The 18,144-nt window shown below is 65.7% G+C and carries 13 protein-coding genes and 1 pseudogene; 9 read left to right on the forward strand and 5 right to left on the reverse strand.

Going from position 1 to position 18,144, the window contains the following annotated elements; all coding sequences use genetic code 11:
* Positions 1 to 178 precede the first annotated feature (178 nt).
* A complete protein-coding gene (locus tag BSF38_RS29800; protein WP_145951973.1) occupies positions 179 to 496 on the forward strand; it encodes a hypothetical protein in 318 nt (105 codons plus the stop codon).
* Here the strand turns inward: BSF38_RS29800 and BSF38_RS05055 are convergent.
* The gene (locus BSF38_RS05055; protein WP_076343740.1) at positions 457 to 1,770 is read right to left on the reverse strand and encodes an ATP-binding protein; all 1,314 of its coding nucleotides are present in this window, start codon (positions 1,768 to 1,770) and stop codon (positions 457 to 459) included. The two genes, BSF38_RS29800 and BSF38_RS05055, sit on opposite strands and share 40 nt — an antisense overlap.
* Before the next feature lie 357 nt (positions 1,771 to 2,127).
* Here BSF38_RS05055 and BSF38_RS05060 point away from each other — a divergent pair, with 357 nt between their 5' ends.
* The 3 genes from BSF38_RS05060 to BSF38_RS05070 all read left to right on the forward strand — a co-directional run bounded on the left by BSF38_RS05060 (position 2,128) and on the right by BSF38_RS05070 (position 5,529).
* On the forward strand, positions 2,128 to 3,027 hold the full coding sequence (locus tag BSF38_RS05060; protein WP_076350605.1) for a serine/threonine protein kinase: 900 nt from the start codon (positions 2,128 to 2,130) through the stop codon (positions 3,025 to 3,027).
* A gap of 108 nt (positions 3,028 to 3,135) precedes the next feature.
* Entirely contained in the window at positions 3,136 to 4,170 is a 1,035-nt protein-coding gene (locus tag BSF38_RS05065; RefSeq protein ID WP_076343741.1) for an acetyl-CoA carboxylase carboxyltransferase subunit alpha, read from the forward strand.
* Positions 4,171 to 4,566: 396 nt separating this feature from the next.
* Positions 4,567 to 5,529 carry an FkbM family methyltransferase gene (locus BSF38_RS05070; protein WP_168189311.1) on the forward strand — a complete coding sequence of 321 codons (963 nt, stop codon included), beginning with the start codon at positions 4,567 to 4,569 and terminating at the stop codon, positions 5,527 to 5,529.
* A gap of 483 nt (positions 5,530 to 6,012) precedes the next feature.
* On the opposite strand, the gene BSF38_RS05075 is transcribed toward BSF38_RS05070, so the two are convergent.
* Together BSF38_RS05075 and BSF38_RS05080 are read right to left on the reverse strand one after the other, a co-directional pair.
* Positions 6,013 to 7,539, reverse strand: a complete 1,527-nt coding sequence (locus tag BSF38_RS05075; protein WP_076343743.1) for a sensor histidine kinase — start codon at positions 7,537 to 7,539, stop codon at positions 6,013 to 6,015.
* On the reverse strand, positions 7,536 to 8,237 hold the full coding sequence (locus BSF38_RS05080) for a response regulator transcription factor (protein ID WP_076343744.1): 702 nt from the start codon (positions 8,235 to 8,237) through the stop codon (positions 7,536 to 7,538). Before BSF38_RS05080 ends, BSF38_RS05075 begins: the two co-directional genes overlap by 4 nt.
* Before the next feature lie 825 nt (positions 8,238 to 9,062).
* On the opposite strand from BSF38_RS05080, the gene BSF38_RS05090 reads away from it, so the two are divergent.
* Together BSF38_RS05090 and BSF38_RS05095 are read left to right on the forward strand one after the other, a co-directional pair.
* Entirely contained in the window at positions 9,063 to 9,947 is an 885-nt protein-coding gene (locus BSF38_RS05090; RefSeq protein WP_076343746.1) for an MIP/aquaporin family protein, read from the forward strand.
* Complete coding sequence (locus BSF38_RS05095) at positions 9,944 to 10,966, forward strand: bile acid:sodium symporter family protein (RefSeq protein ID WP_076343747.1); 1,023 nt, start codon at positions 9,944 to 9,946, stop codon at positions 10,964 to 10,966. Before BSF38_RS05090 ends, BSF38_RS05095 begins: the two co-directional genes overlap by 4 nt.
* 96 nt (positions 10,967 to 11,062) lie before the next feature.
* On the opposite strand, the gene BSF38_RS05100 is transcribed toward BSF38_RS05095, so the two are convergent.
* The gene (locus tag BSF38_RS05100; RefSeq protein ID WP_076343748.1) at positions 11,063 to 12,394 is read right to left on the reverse strand and encodes a Gfo/Idh/MocA family protein; all 1,332 of its coding nucleotides are present in this window, start codon (positions 12,392 to 12,394) and stop codon (positions 11,063 to 11,065) included.
* A gap of 362 nt (positions 12,395 to 12,756) precedes the next feature.
* Here BSF38_RS05100 and BSF38_RS32565 point away from each other — a divergent pair.
* The 3 genes and pseudogenes from BSF38_RS32565 to BSF38_RS05110 all read left to right on the forward strand — a co-directional run.
* Positions 12,757 to 13,128: pseudogene (locus BSF38_RS32565) on the forward strand (RNA polymerase sigma factor); the annotation flags it as partial.
* A gap of 522 nt (positions 13,129 to 13,650) precedes the next feature.
* Positions 13,651 to 15,753, forward strand: a complete 2,103-nt coding sequence (locus BSF38_RS05105) for a carboxypeptidase-like regulatory domain-containing protein (protein WP_237170746.1) — start codon at positions 13,651 to 13,653, stop codon at positions 15,751 to 15,753.
* Between the two features lie 28 nt (positions 15,754 to 15,781).
* Positions 15,782 to 17,002 (forward strand): carboxypeptidase regulatory-like domain-containing protein, encoded by a 1,221-nt coding sequence (locus BSF38_RS05110; RefSeq protein WP_076343750.1) that lies wholly within the window; start codon positions 15,782 to 15,784, stop codon positions 17,000 to 17,002.
* Positions 17,003 to 17,018: 16 nt separating this feature from the next.
* On the opposite strand, the gene BSF38_RS05115 is transcribed toward BSF38_RS05110, so the two are convergent.
* Positions 17,019 to 18,125 (reverse strand): MlaD family protein, encoded by a 1,107-nt coding sequence (locus tag BSF38_RS05115; protein ID WP_076343751.1) that lies wholly within the window; start codon positions 18,123 to 18,125, stop codon positions 17,019 to 17,021.
* Positions 18,126 to 18,144: the final 19 nt, after the last annotated feature.

Here is an 18,144-nt window from a genome sequence, read left to right on the forward strand (position 1 = left end):
GAGCACCAGGGTCAGTGTCGGCGACGCCTGCTCGTCCAAGGAAACCGGACACGATCCGACGTCACGACGGTCATCGTGCTCGGTCGTTATGAAAGCTTTCGGCCCCCGCCGGCCGCTTTCATCAATCGATTCAGCCGAATTTCGCGGTTCTCGCGGCTCCGTGCTCCCGGCCGAGCGCGTGCCGCGTCGTCGAAGAGCCGTCACGGAATCCGCCGCGTTCCAGCCGGCCCGGACGACCACCCACGAGTCGACCGGGCGTTGCGCGCCGGTCCGCGCGGGGGCCGTCGCGCTCGGTCGCCGATCACCTGGAGGTACGCCGACGACCAACGGCCGGACGACCCGTCTAGCGGGCGTCGTCCGACCGATCGAGTTGTCCCTATCCGTCACCATCATGGAAGGACGTCCCGAGGAGCGTGCGCAAGGGAAAGCCGCCTGTTCCGACAACCAGCGGGGGAGCTACTTCGGCTGCCTCAAGCGGGTGAAAAGCTGGCTGTAGGGCGCGTGGTCGTGCTCGCCCTCGGCCCGGACGTCCGCGCCGAACTCGGCCTCGGTCGCGTCCTCGACGCTCTCCAGGTCGAGTTCATCGTTCGTCCCGGAATCCGGATCGGCGTCCTCGGCGGGGTCGTCCGTCGATTCGGTCGTGGGGTTCAGACGCCCGCGATTCCGGGCCCACTCGGCCCAGGCCTGGAGCGCGGCGTAGCGGTCTTCGATCGTCTCCTCGCCGAGGGGAGCGGTCGCGACGGCCGTCTCGGCCGACTCGTCCAGCTCGCTCGCCACGATCGACGGAGTGTTCTCGGCGTCGAGGCTCCCGCTCCAGCCGACTTCGATGAGCCCCTCCTCCTCGCGAAGGGGGGGCCGACTTGGAACCAGCGGAGGCGGTTCGAGGATCGTTTCGGCGATCACGACCGGTGCCGGCCGGGCTTCGGGTCGCGTCACGGGCCGGGGCGACGCCTCCAGGCTCGGGCTCGACGCGGCCGCCTGGACTTGCCGAGCGGCAGGCTGAGGTTGGGCGGGGGCCGGGACGGACGGCGACGGCGTCGCCGAGCGGCCGAGCCCTCGGGTTTCCACCAGCCTCAGCAGCGTGCGGGGGTTGCCGGCGGCGTCGCGGTGCAACGGCTCGATCTCGGCGGCGTCGAGGCGGTCGGGACGGACTGAGGCCAGAAGCTGGGACGCTTCCTCGACGTCGAGGGGCGGTAGATGGATGTGCCCCGCCAGACGATTGGCCACAGTCTGGAGCGATCGGCCCGCAAACCGCCGCGTCAGCTCGGTCCGGCCGACCAGGAGGACGGCCGCGAAACCGTGCTCCGCACGCGGGCTGCCGCAGGCGGAAAGGGCCTCGATCTCGGACCAGACTTCGGGAGAAGCGTGGTGGGCGTTCTCGACCACCAGAACCCATGACCGGCCGTCGGCCGACTCGTCCTGGAGGGCCGAGGCGATCGCCAGGCGATTCGTCGCGAGCCGGTCCGAGGCCGCGACCCCAAACTGCGACGCCGTCAGGCTGAGGAAGTCCACGGGGTCGAGCGCCGGGGCGGCCTGGACGACGGCGAACCGCCAGCCTGAGGGCAGCTCGTCGGCGAGGCGTCCCCAGAGGCGCGTCTTGCCGGCTCCAGACTCGCCCGTGATCAGGATCGGTCCGGCGGCCTTCGACCCGAGGGTCGTCGACCTGAGCGATTCCAATGCTGCGCGACGGCTGGTGACGTCGAGGCGATCAGGACGGCCGGGGACTTCACGGATCTCTCGATTCAGGGTGATGCGCCGACTTCGCTCCATGGTCGACCGACTCCTTTTCCTGCTGGGGGAGTTGGGGATGCGGCGAACGCGACGCCCGGTACCCATCGCCGACGACTCCGCGTCGAGGCCCGACGTCGACCGAACCGCGTTCGCAATACGCGTCCGGCGGCGCATCTCCAGGTCTTCAAGATCGACGCCCGGGCCTCTCTCTCTTGAGCAACGCGCCGGCCGAGGCTTCAGAGGGTGGTCGCGGCTCGGCGGGAAGTTGATGGATCGCTTGGGTTTTTGTAAAGTGGGGAGGGGTGTGTGGGATTTCGGGATCTTGCCGTGGGATCGGCCGGGGAGCGACCGAACGCTCGGCGGTTCGTCGTCTGCGACCACGAGGGAGCTTGGCCTTTGGCGACGGGCAGAAGCGCTGCCAGCGAAGACCGGATCGGCGAATACCGCATCGTCCGGCTGATCCATCCTGGCGTCACATCGGTGGTCATCGAGGTGGTCCAGGAATCCACCCAGCGGCGGTACGCCGTCAAGCAACTGCTCGAATCGCGCGCCGGCGACGCCAGCGAGCGGAAGTCGTTTGCGTTCGAAGCCAAGCTGGGAATGGAGTTGCGACATCCGAATCTGGTCCGGGTGATTGAGTTCGTCAAGGATTGCGATCAGCCTTACTTCGTGATGGATTACTTTCCGTCCTTCCATTTGAAGCTTCCCATCGCGCGTCCGTCGGTCTATCCCATGCCGACGACCCAGCTTCACCGGATCATCCGTCAAGCGGCTTCGGCCCTGGCTTACATGCACGATCAGGGCTGGATTCACCGCGACGTCAAGCCGGAGAACATTCTGGCGAACAAGAGCGGGGAAGTCCGGGTGATCGACTACACGATCGCGATGCGGCCCCGGACCGGCCTGAGCAAGCTTTTCGGCGGCAAGATTCCTCGTCAGGGGACCACCAGCTACATGGCGCCGGAGCAGATCCGTTGCGAGGACCCGGCCCCGGGGGCGGATATTTACAGCTTCGGCGTCACTTGCTATGAATTGACGTGCGGCCGCCCCCCCTTTCGGGCCAATTCCCAGCAGGAACTTCTCAACAAACACCTGCGGGAACGGCCGGTTCCGTTGATCACCCACAACAAGCTCGTCACTCCGAATTTCAACGAACTGGTCATGAAGATGATCCAGAAGCGGCCCGAAGATCGGATCGCGAGCTTCCACGAATTCCTCACCCGGTTCCGGTCGGTCCGAATTTTTCAGGACGACCCGGACCCGGGCGCCGATAATGACGTCAGGTCGTTTTCGTGACCGCGTTCCACTTCGTGATCGTGTTTTTAGTGTAAGTGCCAGGCTAGTCAAGGTTTGCGATAAGATCAATCGATTCGCCGCGAGCATGCTTTCGAGGATCAGGCCTTCATGCGCAGTCCCCACGAACAGCGTCTGCCCTTCGAGGCGCCCATCTACGAGATGGAGTTGCGCCTCACCGAGATGGAGGCGCAGTACGCCAAGAACCGCGGCGGCGGCGACACCTCGAAGATCGGCGAGCAGATCCGCCGCCTGCGTCGCGAGCTGGCGGCGCTCAAGCGCGAGATTTATTCGCATCTCGACCCCTGGCAGACCGTCCAGGTGTCGCGGCACCAGCAGCGACCCCAGACCCGCGACTACATTGAGCTGATCTTCGACCAGTTCCTCGAACTTCACGGCGACCGAGCGATCGGCGACGACCAGGCGATCGTGACCGGGCTGGGTTATCTCGACGACGTGAAGGTCATGTTCATCGGCCACCAGAAGGGCAAGAACCTCGCCGAGCGGACCGCCTGCCACTTCGGTTGCGCCCACCCCGAGGGCTACCGCAAGGCCCTCCTGAAGATGCGGTTCGCTGCCAAGTTCGGGTTGCCGATCGTCTCGTTCATTGACACTCCGGGCGCCTACCCGGGGATCTCGGCCGAGGAACGGGGGCAAGCGGCGATCATCGCCGAGAACCTGATGGAGATGAGCCAGATCGCCACCCCGATCGTCTGCGTGGTGATCGGCGAGGGAGGCTCGGGAGGCGCTCTGGGAATCGGGATCGGCGACCGTCTGGGCATGCTCGAACACACCTATTATTCGGTCATCAGTCCCGAAGGCTGCGCCACGATCCTCTGGAAGGGGAGCGAGCACGCCCCCAAGGCCGCCGCGGCCCTGAAATTCACCAGCCGCGACCTGCTCGGCTTCGGCATCGTCGACGAGATCGTCCCCGAGCCTCTCGGCGGCGCCCATCGCGACCACACCGAGATCGCCACGACGCTCAAGCAATTCCTCCTCCGCCAGGTCCGCGAGTTGATTGGGGTCCCCACGCCCGAACTCCTCGACCGTCGCTACGACAAGTACCGCAAGATCGGCGTCTTCCTGGAAGGAACCGAGGGCGGTCCGGAACCCCAGCGCAACGGGCGAGCCCCGTCCCCCGTTTGACGCCTCGCGGCGCGCGGGCCGGGCTCGACGCCCGGTCTCGCTGCGCAAGTTTCGTGTTTGGAACAAGTTAAGGTGTCCTGCTCGCTAGGGTGACGGATCTCTCACGAGGGCCTTTCGCTCCGCACGGGGACTGCTCGCTCTGGTGTGGGTACTCCTGGATCTGCTAACTTAGTCGCCGCATTAACACTCGATCGACGCTCGGGATTTGGGGGTCGCCAGCCCTATCTGTTTCTCAACCCCGGCTTTTCTCGCACCTGGAACACTCGAAAAGCAGCTTGCCACGACTTGATTTCTTGCGATGACAAACCTCTCGGATCGAATTCTCCACCTGGCGGCCGGGCTTTCCTGCTCGCGGCGAGACGAGACTTCGGCGCACACCCATCGAGAATGCAGACCATGAGACTGATTCAACGGTTGATCCGGCCGTACGTCTGGCACGAGTTGCCGGGGTGGGGACGACTCTATGGCGCGTTCGTCGGCGATTTCCGGCGCGACGTCGAGTGGCGAGACGAACCGCGCAGGACCATCCGGGGCAAGCTCCACGGTTACCAGCTCGACCTCGACCTGTCGCGGTGGTCGGAACGGATGACCTATTACCTCGGCCGGTTCTACGACCTCGAGTTGCAGCTCCTGGTTCTCGGGCTGCTGCGGCCCGGCGATCGGTTCATCGACATCGGGGCCAACATCGGCATGATCACCCTGGCCGCGGCAAGCAAGGTGGGCGAGACCGGCGTCGTCGACGCATTCGAGCCCAACCCCCGGTGCGCCGCGCGGATTCGATCGTTTCTTGAGCACAATCATATCGGCCACGTCCGGCTGCACGAGATGGGCGTCGGCGACGTCGACGCGGAGCTGAGCCTGTCCGTCCCTCGCCATAACTCGGGCGAGGGCAGCTTCTTGCCGTTCGACTCCACCGAGAACACCCCCGATCGATACGAACAGATGACCGTCCCGGTGCATGTCGCCGACTCGGTTCTGGAAGCCGACCCACGACCGCCCATGATGATCAAGATGGACGTCGAAGGGTTTGAGTGCTTCGCCCTCAAGGGCCTGGCCCGGACCATCCAGCGCCATCTACCGATCGTCGCCACCGAAGTCGAGTCGGCCCACCTCGTTCGGGCCGGACAGACGCCCGCCGACCTCTGCCGAGTCATGGAAGATTTCGGCTACGAGGGTTGGGTCTTCGGCCTGCGTCGCATCGGTTTGCGCCAGGAACTCGATCTCCAACCGATCGATCCCGCGGCTTCCTCCTATAACGCCCTCTGGCTGCCGACCGACGGCCTCGCCCGGCGACGGTTCGAGGAAAGTTTCCCCAACCTCGCCCGTCGCCCGTCTCCGGTTGCCGCGACGACTGCCTGAACGACTCGGAGGGGGGACGAGCTGATCGGAAAATTGTTTTGTTCGGCGAGACATGGGGAGCGTTCGATGCCCCTCCACCGTCGCCGGGAAGCCCGTGACGTCCGGCTCCCTCCCGTTCCGGACGCCCTGGTCGGCTGCCCGAGATTGGGTTCGTTCGCGTCTCGTTCCAGCTTCGTTGGCGCGACGTAAAGTTTTTTTGGCTATAGCCTTTCGGCGCGACTGGCCGATTGGCTTCATTCGGCTGGAATTTCGTCGGTCAGCCCCCCCAGGCCCTCTTCCGGGAGACGGAACCGAGGTCGAGTGGCTGACGCCTCGGTGTTGGCTGTCAGAAATTGGCTTTGTTTGTCGAGGGTCTCGACGAGGTTTTTCAGTGCGCGCGGATTGGCAAAGAGCCATCGACCAGACGGTTCTCTCTTAACTTATGATACGTTCGCGTCCTTGAGCGAGGATTCCCACGGCGGATTGGGATTTTTCATCGCGTTCTTAAACGCGAATGCTCCGCGCGGTGGGCGAGAGGTATCCGGTTGTTTCCTCCGCCGGGGCGAGCGGCGGGAAGTCCGGGTAAGGCTTGGGCGCGACCTCAGGAAGTCGGACGGTGAACCGGGCGCCCTGGCCGGGACGGCCCTCGACCTGTATTGAGCCTCGTGAGGCGGCGACGATCCGGTGCACGACCGAGAGGCCGAGGCCGACGCCGCAGCGCCCCATGAGCCGCGCGCGAGGCGACCGGTAGAAGGGCTCGAAGACCGCGGCGGTTTCCTCCAGGCTCAGCCCGCAGCCGCGATCCTCGACAGCGAGACACGACACGCCCGGCTCACGCCAGACCCTGACCCGCACGGCCGATCCGGGCTCGCTGTACTTGAGGGCGTTGTCCACCAGGTTTTCTAAAGCCTGCGCGAGCAGCGGAGCGTGGGCGCGGGCCCAGACGCCGTGATCGGCCCCCTCATAGTGAAGGTCGACGGCACGGGGATGCTCGGCCCACCGCTTGAGCGTCTCGGGGGTCCAGACCGTGAGGTCGAGCGGCTCCTCCTTGAGCGGTTCCGATTCGGTCTCGGTCCGGGCGAGGAACAGGAGCGAATCGACGATCTGGCGGAGGCGGTTGGCTTCGCGATGGACCTGGTCGAGCGTCTGCTCGTATTCCTCGGCAGGACGAGGCCGACGGCGGACGACCTCGACGAGGCTTAATAGGCCCGCGACCGGCGTTCGCAGCTGGTGCGAGGCGTCGCCGGTGAACCGCTGCTGGCGTTCGAGCGCCTCGCGCCTCCGGTCCAGAAGCGCATTGAACGCCTTGCCGAGGTCTTCAAGCTCGTCGCCCGTGCCGGGACTCGGCAGGCCGCTCTGGTCGTTGGACGCGGCTTTCTCGCGTGCGGCCGCGGCCATCTGGACGATCGGGGCCAAGGCGCGCTGGCAGAGCCATCGACCGAGGACGGCCGACAGCAACAACACGGCCGCCGAGACCCCGCCCAGCGCCAGGGCGAGCCGATAGAGGCTCGCCTCGGTTGGGAATGGCGAAAGGCCGGCGGTCAGCACGAGTTCGGGGTACTCGATGTCGTCGTCGGAATCGTTTTCGGGGTGCCCCCGGCCCAGGTTGAGAAGCTCGGTCAGGCGCAAGTGGCGCCGGGCGATCCGCCAACCGGGGACATCGGTCATCGACGTTCCGTCGATCGGCATCTCCGGGAGCGCCTCGGGGTCGATATGAGGCGGAAACGGCTCGTTTACCAGATTCGGCGAACGGTCGACGACCCCCCCGGCGCCGTCGTGCACCGTCCAACGCACTTGCTCGACGCCGTTCTCGACGCCGAGCGTCAGTCGACGGTCCCGGGGCTCCCATTCGAGGCCGTCGGTCTCGATGTCGACGGCCGCCTCAAGGGTGTCGAGGGCCTTCTCCAGGCGCTCGTCGAGCTGATTGGTTAGGTACGATCGGCCCAGCAGGTAGAGGGTCGACGAGAACCCCAGGAGCACCACGGCCAGCGCGGCGAGGAAGAACAGCGAGAGCCGCGTCGAAAGACTCATGAGCCCTCCCCCGTTGATCCGCCTGGAGGGTCGCCGAAGACGTAGCCGCGTCCACGGAGCGTGTGGATCAGGCGGTCGCCGTGCGCTTCGAGCTTGCGCCTCAGCTCGAATATATGGACTTCGAGCGTATTTGAGAGCCCGTCGTACCGCTCGTCCCAGACGTGCTCGTAGATCCGGGTCCTCGAAAGCACCTCGTTGGGGTGGCGGAGGAAGAATACGAGCAGGGCGTATTCCTTGGCCTTGAGGTCGAGCGGCTTGCCGCCGCGGTCGGCCTTCTGGGTGGCGAGATCGACCTTCACGTCGCCGGACGACACGATCGTGCCTGACCGCCCCTCGCGACGCCGCAGCAAGGCGTGGACGCGAGCGAGCAGCTCATCGAAGGCGAACGGCTTGCAGAGGTAATCGTCCGCGCCGCCATTGAGCCCTCGAACCCGATCGGAGACCGAGTCGCGCGCGGTGAGGAACAGCACGGGCGTCTCGTGATCGCGCTCGCGGAACCGACGGAGGACCGAGAGCCCGTCCTGCGACGGCAGCCACCAGTCGAGGAGCACGAGATCCCACGAGCCCGATTGCAAGGCCTGCCACGCGACCTCGCCATCGGCCGCGCGTTCGACCGTGAAGCCCTCCTCGCGAAGGCCACGGACCAGCGACGCGGCGATCAGCTCATCATCCTCGACCACCAAGACGCGAATCCCCATTGCGTGGCTCCGCTCCGCTCGGTTCGCCGATCGCTCGTTCTCGATCGGCTCAACTTCATTGTAGCGCGAAGAAGCCTCCGTGATCGACGTCACATCCAGGGCCGAGCGACGGAATCGGCCTCGGTCGACGAAGGCGGACCGCCTCCCGAGCCGTCGTCGAGGAAGCCCAGCTCATCGATCCGGTCTCTCGTCCGGCTCGCGAGACAGAGGCCGAACCAGGCCAGAATGCGCTTGGCCTCCGCATCATTCGCGGCCGCGGCTGTCGTCGACGGGACGTTCGATCCGCAAGGGCGTCCGCACGGCGAGCGACAGGGGCGACGGAATGAGAACTTCCTCGTTTCGATGGCGATGGTGATCGAGAGTTAAATTCCAGCCGCATGGTCGCATCTTGGGGCGTCGCATGCGCCACGCGATGGAGCCGCCCTGCGCGACGGTCCCGATCCGACTCGCGCCAGTAGCCAGCCGACCGATTCGATCAATTGAAAAGCGATAAAGCCCAGAACCAGCCCAGCGAGAACTCCCGAGCAGACCGGTAAGACAAGGATGCGGAACACGGAGTCGTCCATCACGATCCAACCTCCCAAACAAAGAAGCCGCGGCGGAAGGCCGCCTTCGGGTCGTCTTTACGGAAGAAGCTTAGACAGAGAAGGTTAGATCAGCGTTATCTCGATATAAATTGCGGCTAATATAGTTGTAAGAGTTTATGGCTAAAAAGGATGAGGAAATTGAAGTGGGCTCAGGTCGGCCGAATCTTGCGGTTCGTTCTGGGGACCCTGAGAATGTCCGGATTCGATTTCGAGGGTTCCGCGAGATGAAGGAGTCGGCGTGAGCGACGAACGACCATCCCTGGCGAAGCCGTGCGCGGCGGAGTTTGTGGGCACGTACCTGCTGATTTTCCTTGGCTGCGGGGTCGTGCATGCATCGGTTTTGACCGGGGCGCAGAGCGGGCTCTGGCAGGTCGCGATCGTCTGGGGCGTGGCGATCATGCTGGCGGTCTACGCCGTCGGCGCGATCAGCGGCGCGCACATCAATCCGGCGATCACGCTGGCCTTCGCCGTCTGGGGACGCTTTCCCTGGCGGTTGGTGGGGCCGTACATCGCTTCGCAGACGGCCGGCGCGTTCGTTGCGGCGGCGACGTTATACGTGCTGTTCAACCCGTACCTGAAGCTCCGCGAGGAAGCCAAGAACGTCGTCCGGGGCGCGGCGGGGAGCGAGATCACCGCGATGTGCTACGGCGAATACTTCCCCAGCCCCGGCCCGCTCTCGAACGCCGAGGGGCCCTACTCGATCGACCGACACGAACGGTTCAACAAGCTGGTGTCCGAGCCCGCTGCGTGCCTCGCCGAATTCCTGGGCACGCTCGTTCTGGCTCTGGTCGTCTTCGCCGTCACCGACGACCGCAACCCGTCGGCCCCGCCCAACGGCCTGGCGGCGGTGTTCATCGGCCTGGCGGTCGCGGCGTTGATTTCGGTGATCGCCCCGTTGACGCAAGCCTGCTTCAACCCCGCGCGCGACTTCGGCCCGCGACTCTTCGCCTGGCTCGCGGGCTGGGGACCGATCGCCCTGCCCGGCCCCAGGGGCGCGGGGTTCTTGACGGTTTACATCCTCTCCCCGATCGCGGGTGCCATCACCGGGGCGGGGCTGTATCTGCGCGTTCTTGCGGTCGACGGAACGCGAAGAGTGCACGACATCGAAGGGAACGCGGAATGACGCGGCGGCGGTTCGATTGGTTCCTGCCGGGGATGGTGATCGCCGTTGCGCTGGCGTGCGTGTTTCCGGGGCCGGGGGCTCACGGCGGGTGGCTGCATCCGGAGATCGTGACCAAGGGGGGCGTGGCTCTGATCTTCTTCCTGCACGGGGTCGCCCTCTCGTTCGGGGCGCTCCGGGCCGGGGCCTTTCAGTGGCGGCTGCATGTGGTCGTTCAGCTTGGCACGTTCTTGTTGTTTCCGGTGCTGGGGCTGGCGATGCTGGCGGTCTTCGGCGGGTACATCTCGGCCCCGCTCCGGCTGGGCTCGTTCTATCTGTGCGCGTTGCCGTCGACGGTGTCGTCGTCGGTCGCGCTCACGGCGGCCGCGCGGGGCAACGTGCCGGCCGCCGTCTTCAACGCGACGCTTTCCAGCCTGCTCGGCGTGGTGCTCACTCCACTGTCGATCGGCTGGTATCGCGGAGCGAGCGGAGAAGGCGCGTCGCTGACCGGCGTGATGATCGACCTCGTCGTCTGGCTCGTCCTGCCGCTCGTTGTCGGCCAGATCGCGCGGCGATGGCTCGGCGGGTGGGCGGCGCGCAACAAGGCGAAGATCAACGTGGTCGATCGGATCACGATCCTCTTGCTGGTCTATACGTCGTTCTGCGACTCGGTGGCGATGGGCGTCTGGCGGGGACACGGCCTTGACGCGTTCGCGACGCTGGCGGCGTCGATCGTGCTGTTCTTCGCCGTGATGTTCCTGATCGGCTGGATCTGCGACCGCCTCGGCTTCTCGACGCCCGACCGCATCGCCGCGATCTTCTGCGGGTCGAAAAAGACGCTCGCCTCCGGCGTGCCGATGGCCCAGCTCATGTTCGGCGAATCGCCCGACCTGGGCCTGATCCTCCTGCCGATCATGATCTATCACCCGTTGCAACTGCTCATTTGCGGCGTCCTCGCCGGGCGTTGGGCGAAGCGGGCCGAGGAAATAGGCGAATTGGCGCAGCCGATCCCGCAAGCTGGATTGCTGCTCGACGAGGACTGAGTTGGTGCGGCGTTCCCGGCGGATCACCCCCATACAAGCAAGCTCGAAGGTAAGCGCGACGACCGTCGCGCTTACCTTCTCATACGACTTACGTGCTCAGATCTTCGCCGGCACGACGAAGCCTGCGCGATAGGGCCGCGTAAGATACGTATCGGCTTCCGAGTCGTTCACGAACGTCTCGGCGGTCGGGTTGACGTGGAGCTTGCGGCCGAGGCGGTAGGCGATGTTTCCGAGGTGGCAGTAGGCGCTCGAAAGGTGGCCTTCCTCGATGTCGGCGTTGAGCGCCTTGTGATCGCGGGCGCGGACGGCCTTGACGAAGTTGGCGTAGTGATCGCCGCCGCCGGAGCCCGCCGGGCCGGGGTCGAGCTTGGGGCCGAAGAAGGTTTGCCAGTTGGTGTAGCTTGTGATCGTCAGGATGCCTTCGGTGCCGTAGAAGATGTCGCCGATCCTGACCTTCATCTCGTCGTTGGTGATCAGGCCGCGGACTTCGAACTGAAGCTCGCAGTCGTCGAAGCCGAAGCTGGTGGTCAGCGTGTTGGGCGTCTGGCCGTCGTCGGAGTAGCCGAATCGGCCGCCGGACGACTGCACGGTCTTCGGCAGCTCGTGCTTGTCGATCCCCCAGCGGGCGAGGTCCATCTGGTGGATGCCCTGGTTGCCGAGGTCGCCGTTGCCGTAGTCCCAGTTCCAGTGCCAGTTGTAGTGGAACCGGTTGGGGTTGAACGGCCGTTCGGGGGCGGGGCCGAGCCAGAGGTTGTAGTCCACGCCGGCCGGGACGGGGCCGTCGGGTTTGTGGCCGATCGAGCCGCGCGGCTTGTAGCAGAGCCCCTTGGCCATGTAGATCTGGCCGAGCTTGCCCGAGCGGAGGAACGCCATCGCGTCCTGAATCCCCTTGTGGCTGCGGCACTGGGTCCCGGTCTGGACGATCTTGTCGTGCTTCCGCGCGGCCTCGACGATCCGCCGGCCCTCGCTGACGTTGTGGCTGACCGGCTTCTCGACGTAGACGTCCTTGCCGGCCTGGATCGCCCAGATCGCGGCGAGCGCGTGCCAGTGGTTGGGCGTGGCGATCGAGACGGCGTCGATCGACTTGTCGTCGAGCAGGCGGCGAATGTCCTGGACGTACTTCGGCGCCGAGCCTGGAGAGAGCTTCTCGACCTCGTGCTGGGCGCGCGCGCCGGATTGCGGGTCGATGTCGCAGATCGTCGCGACGGTCACGTTCTTCTGCTTGCAGAAGCCTTCGACGTGGTCCATTCCACGACCATGGACGCCGATCACCGCGACGCGCAGCGTCTCGTTCGCGCTCGGCTTCGACGAGTCGGCCGGCTCGTCGGCGGGCGAAGCCGCCTTGGCGTAGCCGGCCGGCAGCGCGGCGATCGCGGCGGCCAGCTTGGCGGTGTCGTGGAGGAAGTGACGGCGATTCGGCTCTCGCATGGGCGTGGCTCCCAGGGACGTTGAGAGGTTGTCATACCGTGTGTTCAAGGATTGTATGATACCTCGGTGCCGAATGCGACGGATCGAAGAATCTGGAAAGATCCGCCCTGAGCCAGAAAGATGGATCCAGGTCGCGGGGCGAGGTCTCAAACTCGGTGGAAGGGTCGAACGAACCGCCGGAGCGAGGTCGGAACATGACGCGCATTCATCAAGACGTACGCCTGGTCGAGCAGATGGAAACGCTGTTTCACGCCGGCTCGCTCGGCGGCCTGTCGGACGGGGCGCTTCTGGACCGATTCCAGGCTCGCCAAGTCGCCGGCGCCGAGGCGGCGTTCGCCGAGCTGGTGAAGCGGCACGGGCCGATGGTGTTTGGCACCTGCCGGCGGATTCTCGCCGACCCGCATCTCGCGGAAGACGCGCTCCAGGCCACGTTTCTCGTTCTTGCCCGTCGCGCGGGGTCGGTTCGCAATCGCGAGACGCTCGGCGGCTGGCTTCACCGGGTCGCGTGCCGGATCGCCTGGCGGTCTCGCAAGCGCGCCGACCGCCGCCGGGCGAAGGAGGAAGCGATGGTCGAAGAGATCGCCGCGAAAGCCGTCGACCGCGCAGATGACTCCGAGCTGCGATCGATCCTCGATCAAGAAATCGACCGACTCCGCGACGTCCAGCGCCTCCCCGTCGTCCTTTGCTGCCTCCAAGGGCTTTCGCACGAGGAAGCCTCGCAGCGGCTTTGTTGGCCGCTCGGAACCGTCAAAAGCCGCCTGGCCCGAGGCCGCGAGAAGCTCCAATCGCGACTCATCCGCCGAGGCGTCGCGCCTGCTCTGGCAGCCACGGTCCTGACAGGCGGGATGCAAGCCACCGAGGCCGCCGCCATTTCGTCCGCGCTCGTCAAATCCACGGCCGCGCTGGCCTGGAAGGCGAGCTTCGCCGCCGCGGGAGCTTCGGCGGCCGTCGCTACGCTTGTGGGTGAGGAGCTGGGATCGGTCCTGGCGATCAAGCTGAAGATCGGGGCCGCCGTGGTGACGACCGGTCTCGCGGTTGCGGCCGTCGGATTCTTCGGGCCGGGGGCCCTGAGCCAGAAGCCGCGCGGCGAGGACTCACCGAAGCCGGCGGTGATTCAGAACGAGGCGCGTAAGCCCGACCCGCCTGCGATTGATTCGACGCTCTCGGCCTCGGGCCGGGTGCTCGACGCGGCGGGAAGGCCGATTGCAGGTGCGCGAGTTTATCTCCGCGAATGGACCGCGAGCCGATTGGGTCGCGTGGACTTCGCGAGGAGAGACAAATTGTTGCCCGGAGAAATCATCAACGACGCTCTGGCTGAGCGGACGACCGACGCCGACGGGCGTTTCGAGTTCACGGAGGTCCTCGCGTCGGGAATTCCCAGAGTGCTCTACACGGGCGAGACCGTGTACCCCTGTGACGTCGTCGCCCTCGCATCCGGGCGGGGGCTGGCCTGGCTACCCTTGAAACCCCATCACCTCACTGTGCCGATCACGCTGACTCTGGGCGAGGAGGGAATCATTCGCGGGAAGCTCGTCGAGCCCGGAGGCAATCCCGTCGCAGGAGCAAGCATCTTGATCACTGCTCTCGGTGCTCTGGATCAACCGGACGGCGACGAGCGGGACACGGAGAATCGAATGGACCTCAGGTGGTCGGGCTTCCTTGGTGTAAAAACCGGAGCGGACGGCCGTTTTATCGTTCGCGGGTTGTCGCGCGAGATGGCCGTCACGCTGATCGTCGCCGAGCCCCAGCACGAGCGACTTGTGGTGTATGCGGCGACCGAACCTCCTCCATCACAAGCGACAGCCCAACAGAATCCGAGCCGTGAGGCCGGCAAACTTGCCGACCCGGAACTCCTTCGCGGCGACTTCACGCTCACGATCCGCGTGGCCGATCACGTCTTGAACGGTCGCGTCGTGTTCGAGGCCGACGACAAGCCCGCCCCGAACGCCCAATTGAACTACGTCATGAAGTCCGCAACGAGGGTCTTTGGGGCCGCGAAGCTCGACGCCGAGGGGAAGTTTCGCATCGAGGGGCTCGTGCCTGGTACGGTGGTTCTTCGCGCCCTCAATCCCCAAGCGGATGCGGTGCCGGCCGACGTTGAAGTCTCGATCCCGGAGACGCCGAAGGAGAGCGAGTACACCCTCGTCTTGCCTCGCGGCCTGGTCGTCAGGGGCCGAGTCGTCGACGGCGCCAGTGGTCAGGGGGTTGGAAACGTTGACGTTCGATACATCCCGGAACCGCAACACGGTCGGAAGGGGTCCCCGTTCGGGCTCGACTGCCGCACCGATTTCAACGGCCGCTATCGCATGGTCGTGCCTGCCGGTCGTGGCGCCGCCGAAGTCTTTGGCGTGCCTCGTGAGTTCGACCATCCCCTCCGAGGGGACGTGGGCGATCCCCCGAACCCGAGTTACTCGCGGCAGGCCGAGGGCGAGGCCGGACAGACGATCGAGCTTGCCGATATTCCCCTCAATCGCTTAAGAGAGGCCGTGATCCGGGTCGTCAGCCCGGACGGTCGTCCGGTTCGTAACGCCGAGGTCAGCCTCCTCGATAGCGCGTATACCTCAGGGGGGACCGACAAGGGCCGCACGGACGCCGAAGGTCGCTATCGCACGAGGGGATTGCAAAGCGGCCAGAGCGCAACCGTCGATGTTGTGGGTCCTGACGGCTTACAGGGGGGAACTGCGGAGATCACTCGAATCGACGCACCGGGCAAGAAAACCGGAGAGATCGAGGTCCGACTCTCTCCGCTCGGTTCGCTCTCCGGGCGCGTCCTGGGCGACGACGGCGTCCCGCTTCCGGAAGCCCGCATGACGCTTTTCCGGAACGTCAGATACGCCGAGCAGTCCGACCCGTCGTTCGGAAAGGCCGTGGACGTCGGCTGCCAGGTCGCTGGCGACGGTTCGTATTCCTTCAAGAGGCTGATCCCAGGCGGCGTCTTCAGCATACGGGTCGAGGTCGACGGGCACGCCACCGCGACAAGCGCCGACGTGAAGGTCAAGCCGGGAGAGGACGCTCGCTTCGAGGACTTTCGACTCCCCTTCTCAGACCAGGAAATAACCGGTGTCGTCGTCGATCCGAGGGGAAAGCCGCTTGCGGGCGTGACGGCCACTTATGAACGCGACCATCGAGGGCCCGTGCTCTACGCACCAAATGGGGCCGTCTGGTTCCAGAACACCGACGCGTCGGGGCGCTTCCATCTGACCGGTCTCCCGCGAGGAGCGAAGCGGATCATGGCCTACCGCAACGAAGGGACCGAGAGGAACATCCGGAACCTCAAGCGAGCCGACGTTGCAGAAGGACAGAAGGATATTCGCATCGAGCTTCCCGATGTGAACGAGCGGCTGCGAGGAATCGAGTAAGTTCATCTTGATCTACGAGGAACCAGCCATGTCCCCTGCCCTGATCCCCTTGATTCTCCTCGCCCTGACGGCTGACCGGCCTGTTCTCGTGGGGCGCGTGACGACGACCGACGGCGCTCCGGTCGTCGGGGCGCACGTGGCGATCGACTCGGCCGGCGTCCGCAAGGGGACGAGCCCGCTCTGCCCGTCGTGCTACCTCGACTGCCGCAAGAGTGCTGAGACGGACGTAAAAGGCGAATTTCGGATCGACGCCGTCGACCCCGAACTGCTGTTCAACGTCCTGGTCATGGCCGATGGGTTCCGCCCGACGTTCGCGATGAAGTCGGACCCCCTGAAGGAGCCGGTCAAGGTGACGCTCTCGGCCTTCGACCCGAGCACGTTCGAGGCGAACCGGATCTTGAAGGGGGTCGTCGTCGACGCCGGCGGCCGTCCGCTGGCCGGCGTCAAACTCACTCCCCAAGGCTTCGCGACCGAGGCGTTTCGGGGCTTCAGCCCGGACATCCTCGACCCACTGGCCGTGACCAACCTGAAGGGCGAGTTCGTGATGACGTCGAAATCGCCGATGGAATACGCGGACCTGCGTGCGACCGGGAGCGGCGTCGCGCCCCGAATCTTTCACGGCTGCAAGCCCGAGGCGAATCCGCAGACGCTGACGATGACCCCAGGGGCGACGCTGATCGGCCGGGTGGTCCGCGACGGCAAGCCCGTCGTCGGCTGCGAGGTCGGCCTGGTTCAGGTCAATCGCGGCAGCGACGGCTGGCTCGGCGAGACATCGGTCGGAACCGATTCCGATGGACGGTTCACCTTCGTGAACGTCCACCCCGACGAGGGCTATTTCGTTTATACGGTGATGGGGAGCGTGAAGGACGGCGGAGCGGCCGATGCGAAGAAGATCCACTCCGGGGGCGAAGGGGCGACGACCGACGCGGGGGATTTCGTCGTGGTTCGCGGGCATACGATCAAGGGGCGCGTCCTGCTCTCCGATGAGAAGCCGGTTCCGCCGAAGACGAGGCTTCTGCTCTCCCGGGAAGACGCATGGGACGCCCGGTACTTCGATCTCGACGCCGAGGGCCGGTTCGCGATCGACGGCCTTCCGACCGAGCGTTACATGCTCAACGTCGCGCTGAAGGGTTACGCGGTCTCGCCGAAGAACCACAGCATCGACACGCAGAACGGGCGCAGCCTCGTCGGCATGATCGATCAGGACATCGATGGGCTGAAGATCCTCTTGGAGCCGCGCGCCAGGTAGGCGCGTCCGGCCGTCCTCAACGGTTGAACGCGCCCCGCGAGATGGCGCCGGGGTCCTGGGAGACTTTTTCGGCGAAGCTGCGGAACGAGGCGAGGACGAGCTTGAGCTGGTTGAGCGTCTGGTTGGCGGAGACGGCGACGGTGTTGAAGTTGTCGTAGAGTTCGCCCTGGGTGAGCAGCTTCTGGATCGCGCCGTTGGTGTTGAGCGTGCCCTGGCGGGTGCGGAGGACGGCCGAGAGCAGTTCGAGGTCGGAGGCGATCCGGTTGACCCGGCGGACGGTCTGGCCGAAGTCGGTCGACGGCGTCTTGTTCACCGGCGCGCCGAGATCCTTGAGCAGCGGCTGGGCGTCGGCGATCGCCGAGTCGAGCCGCGCGGAGGCCGCCGAGAACTTCGCGACGCCGGTTTTGAAGGCGTCTTGCGTGGCGGGGTCGAGGGTGGTGTTGAGCTTGTCGGCGACCTTCTGGAGGTTTGCCATCGTCGTCTTGAATTCGGTCTGGTTGTCGCCGATGAAGCCGCGGATGCCCTCGGCCGCGCCCGAGACGTTCTTGCCCGTGGTATCCCAGGTGACCAGGAACTCGTCGAGCTTCTGGGCGCTCTTGGAGAGCTTCGCCACGCCGTTCGCCGCCTCCTGGATCGTGTCGAGGGTGGTTCCGGCCCGTTCGAACGCCTTGGTCGCCGCGGCGAGCGCCTTGGAGGGGTCGGCGGCGACCTCGCCCTCGATCACCAGCGCCGCGGCGGGCGTGGGCGCCATCTGAAGCCGTCCCTCGCCCGAGCCGGGAAGCAGGTCGATGGTGACGTCGCCGATCAGCGACCGCGTAAGCCGAGGCACCGAGCCCTCGCGGATCTTGAATTTGCGTTCCAGCGCGATGGTCACGAGTACGCCGTCGGGCTGATTGTCGCGGTCGTCGAAGTCGATGGCCACGACCTCGCCGACCCGGATTCCGCTCTTGCGGACGGCCACCCCCTGGAGGACCCCAGGCGCTTCGGCGTAGTGGACCTTGATGTAGCCCTGCTCGCGAAGGATCTGCGGGGACTCGCCGAACCAGACGATCAGCATTGTCAGGACCAGACCGGCGACGATCACGAACATGCCGATCCGGAACTGCATGACCCGTTCATTCATGAGGAACTTCCTCTTCCAT

The sequence above is a fragment of the Paludisphaera borealis genome (genome assembly GCF_001956985.1).
Taxonomy (GTDB): Bacteria; Planctomycetota; Planctomycetia; order Isosphaerales; family Isosphaeraceae; genus Paludisphaera; species Paludisphaera borealis.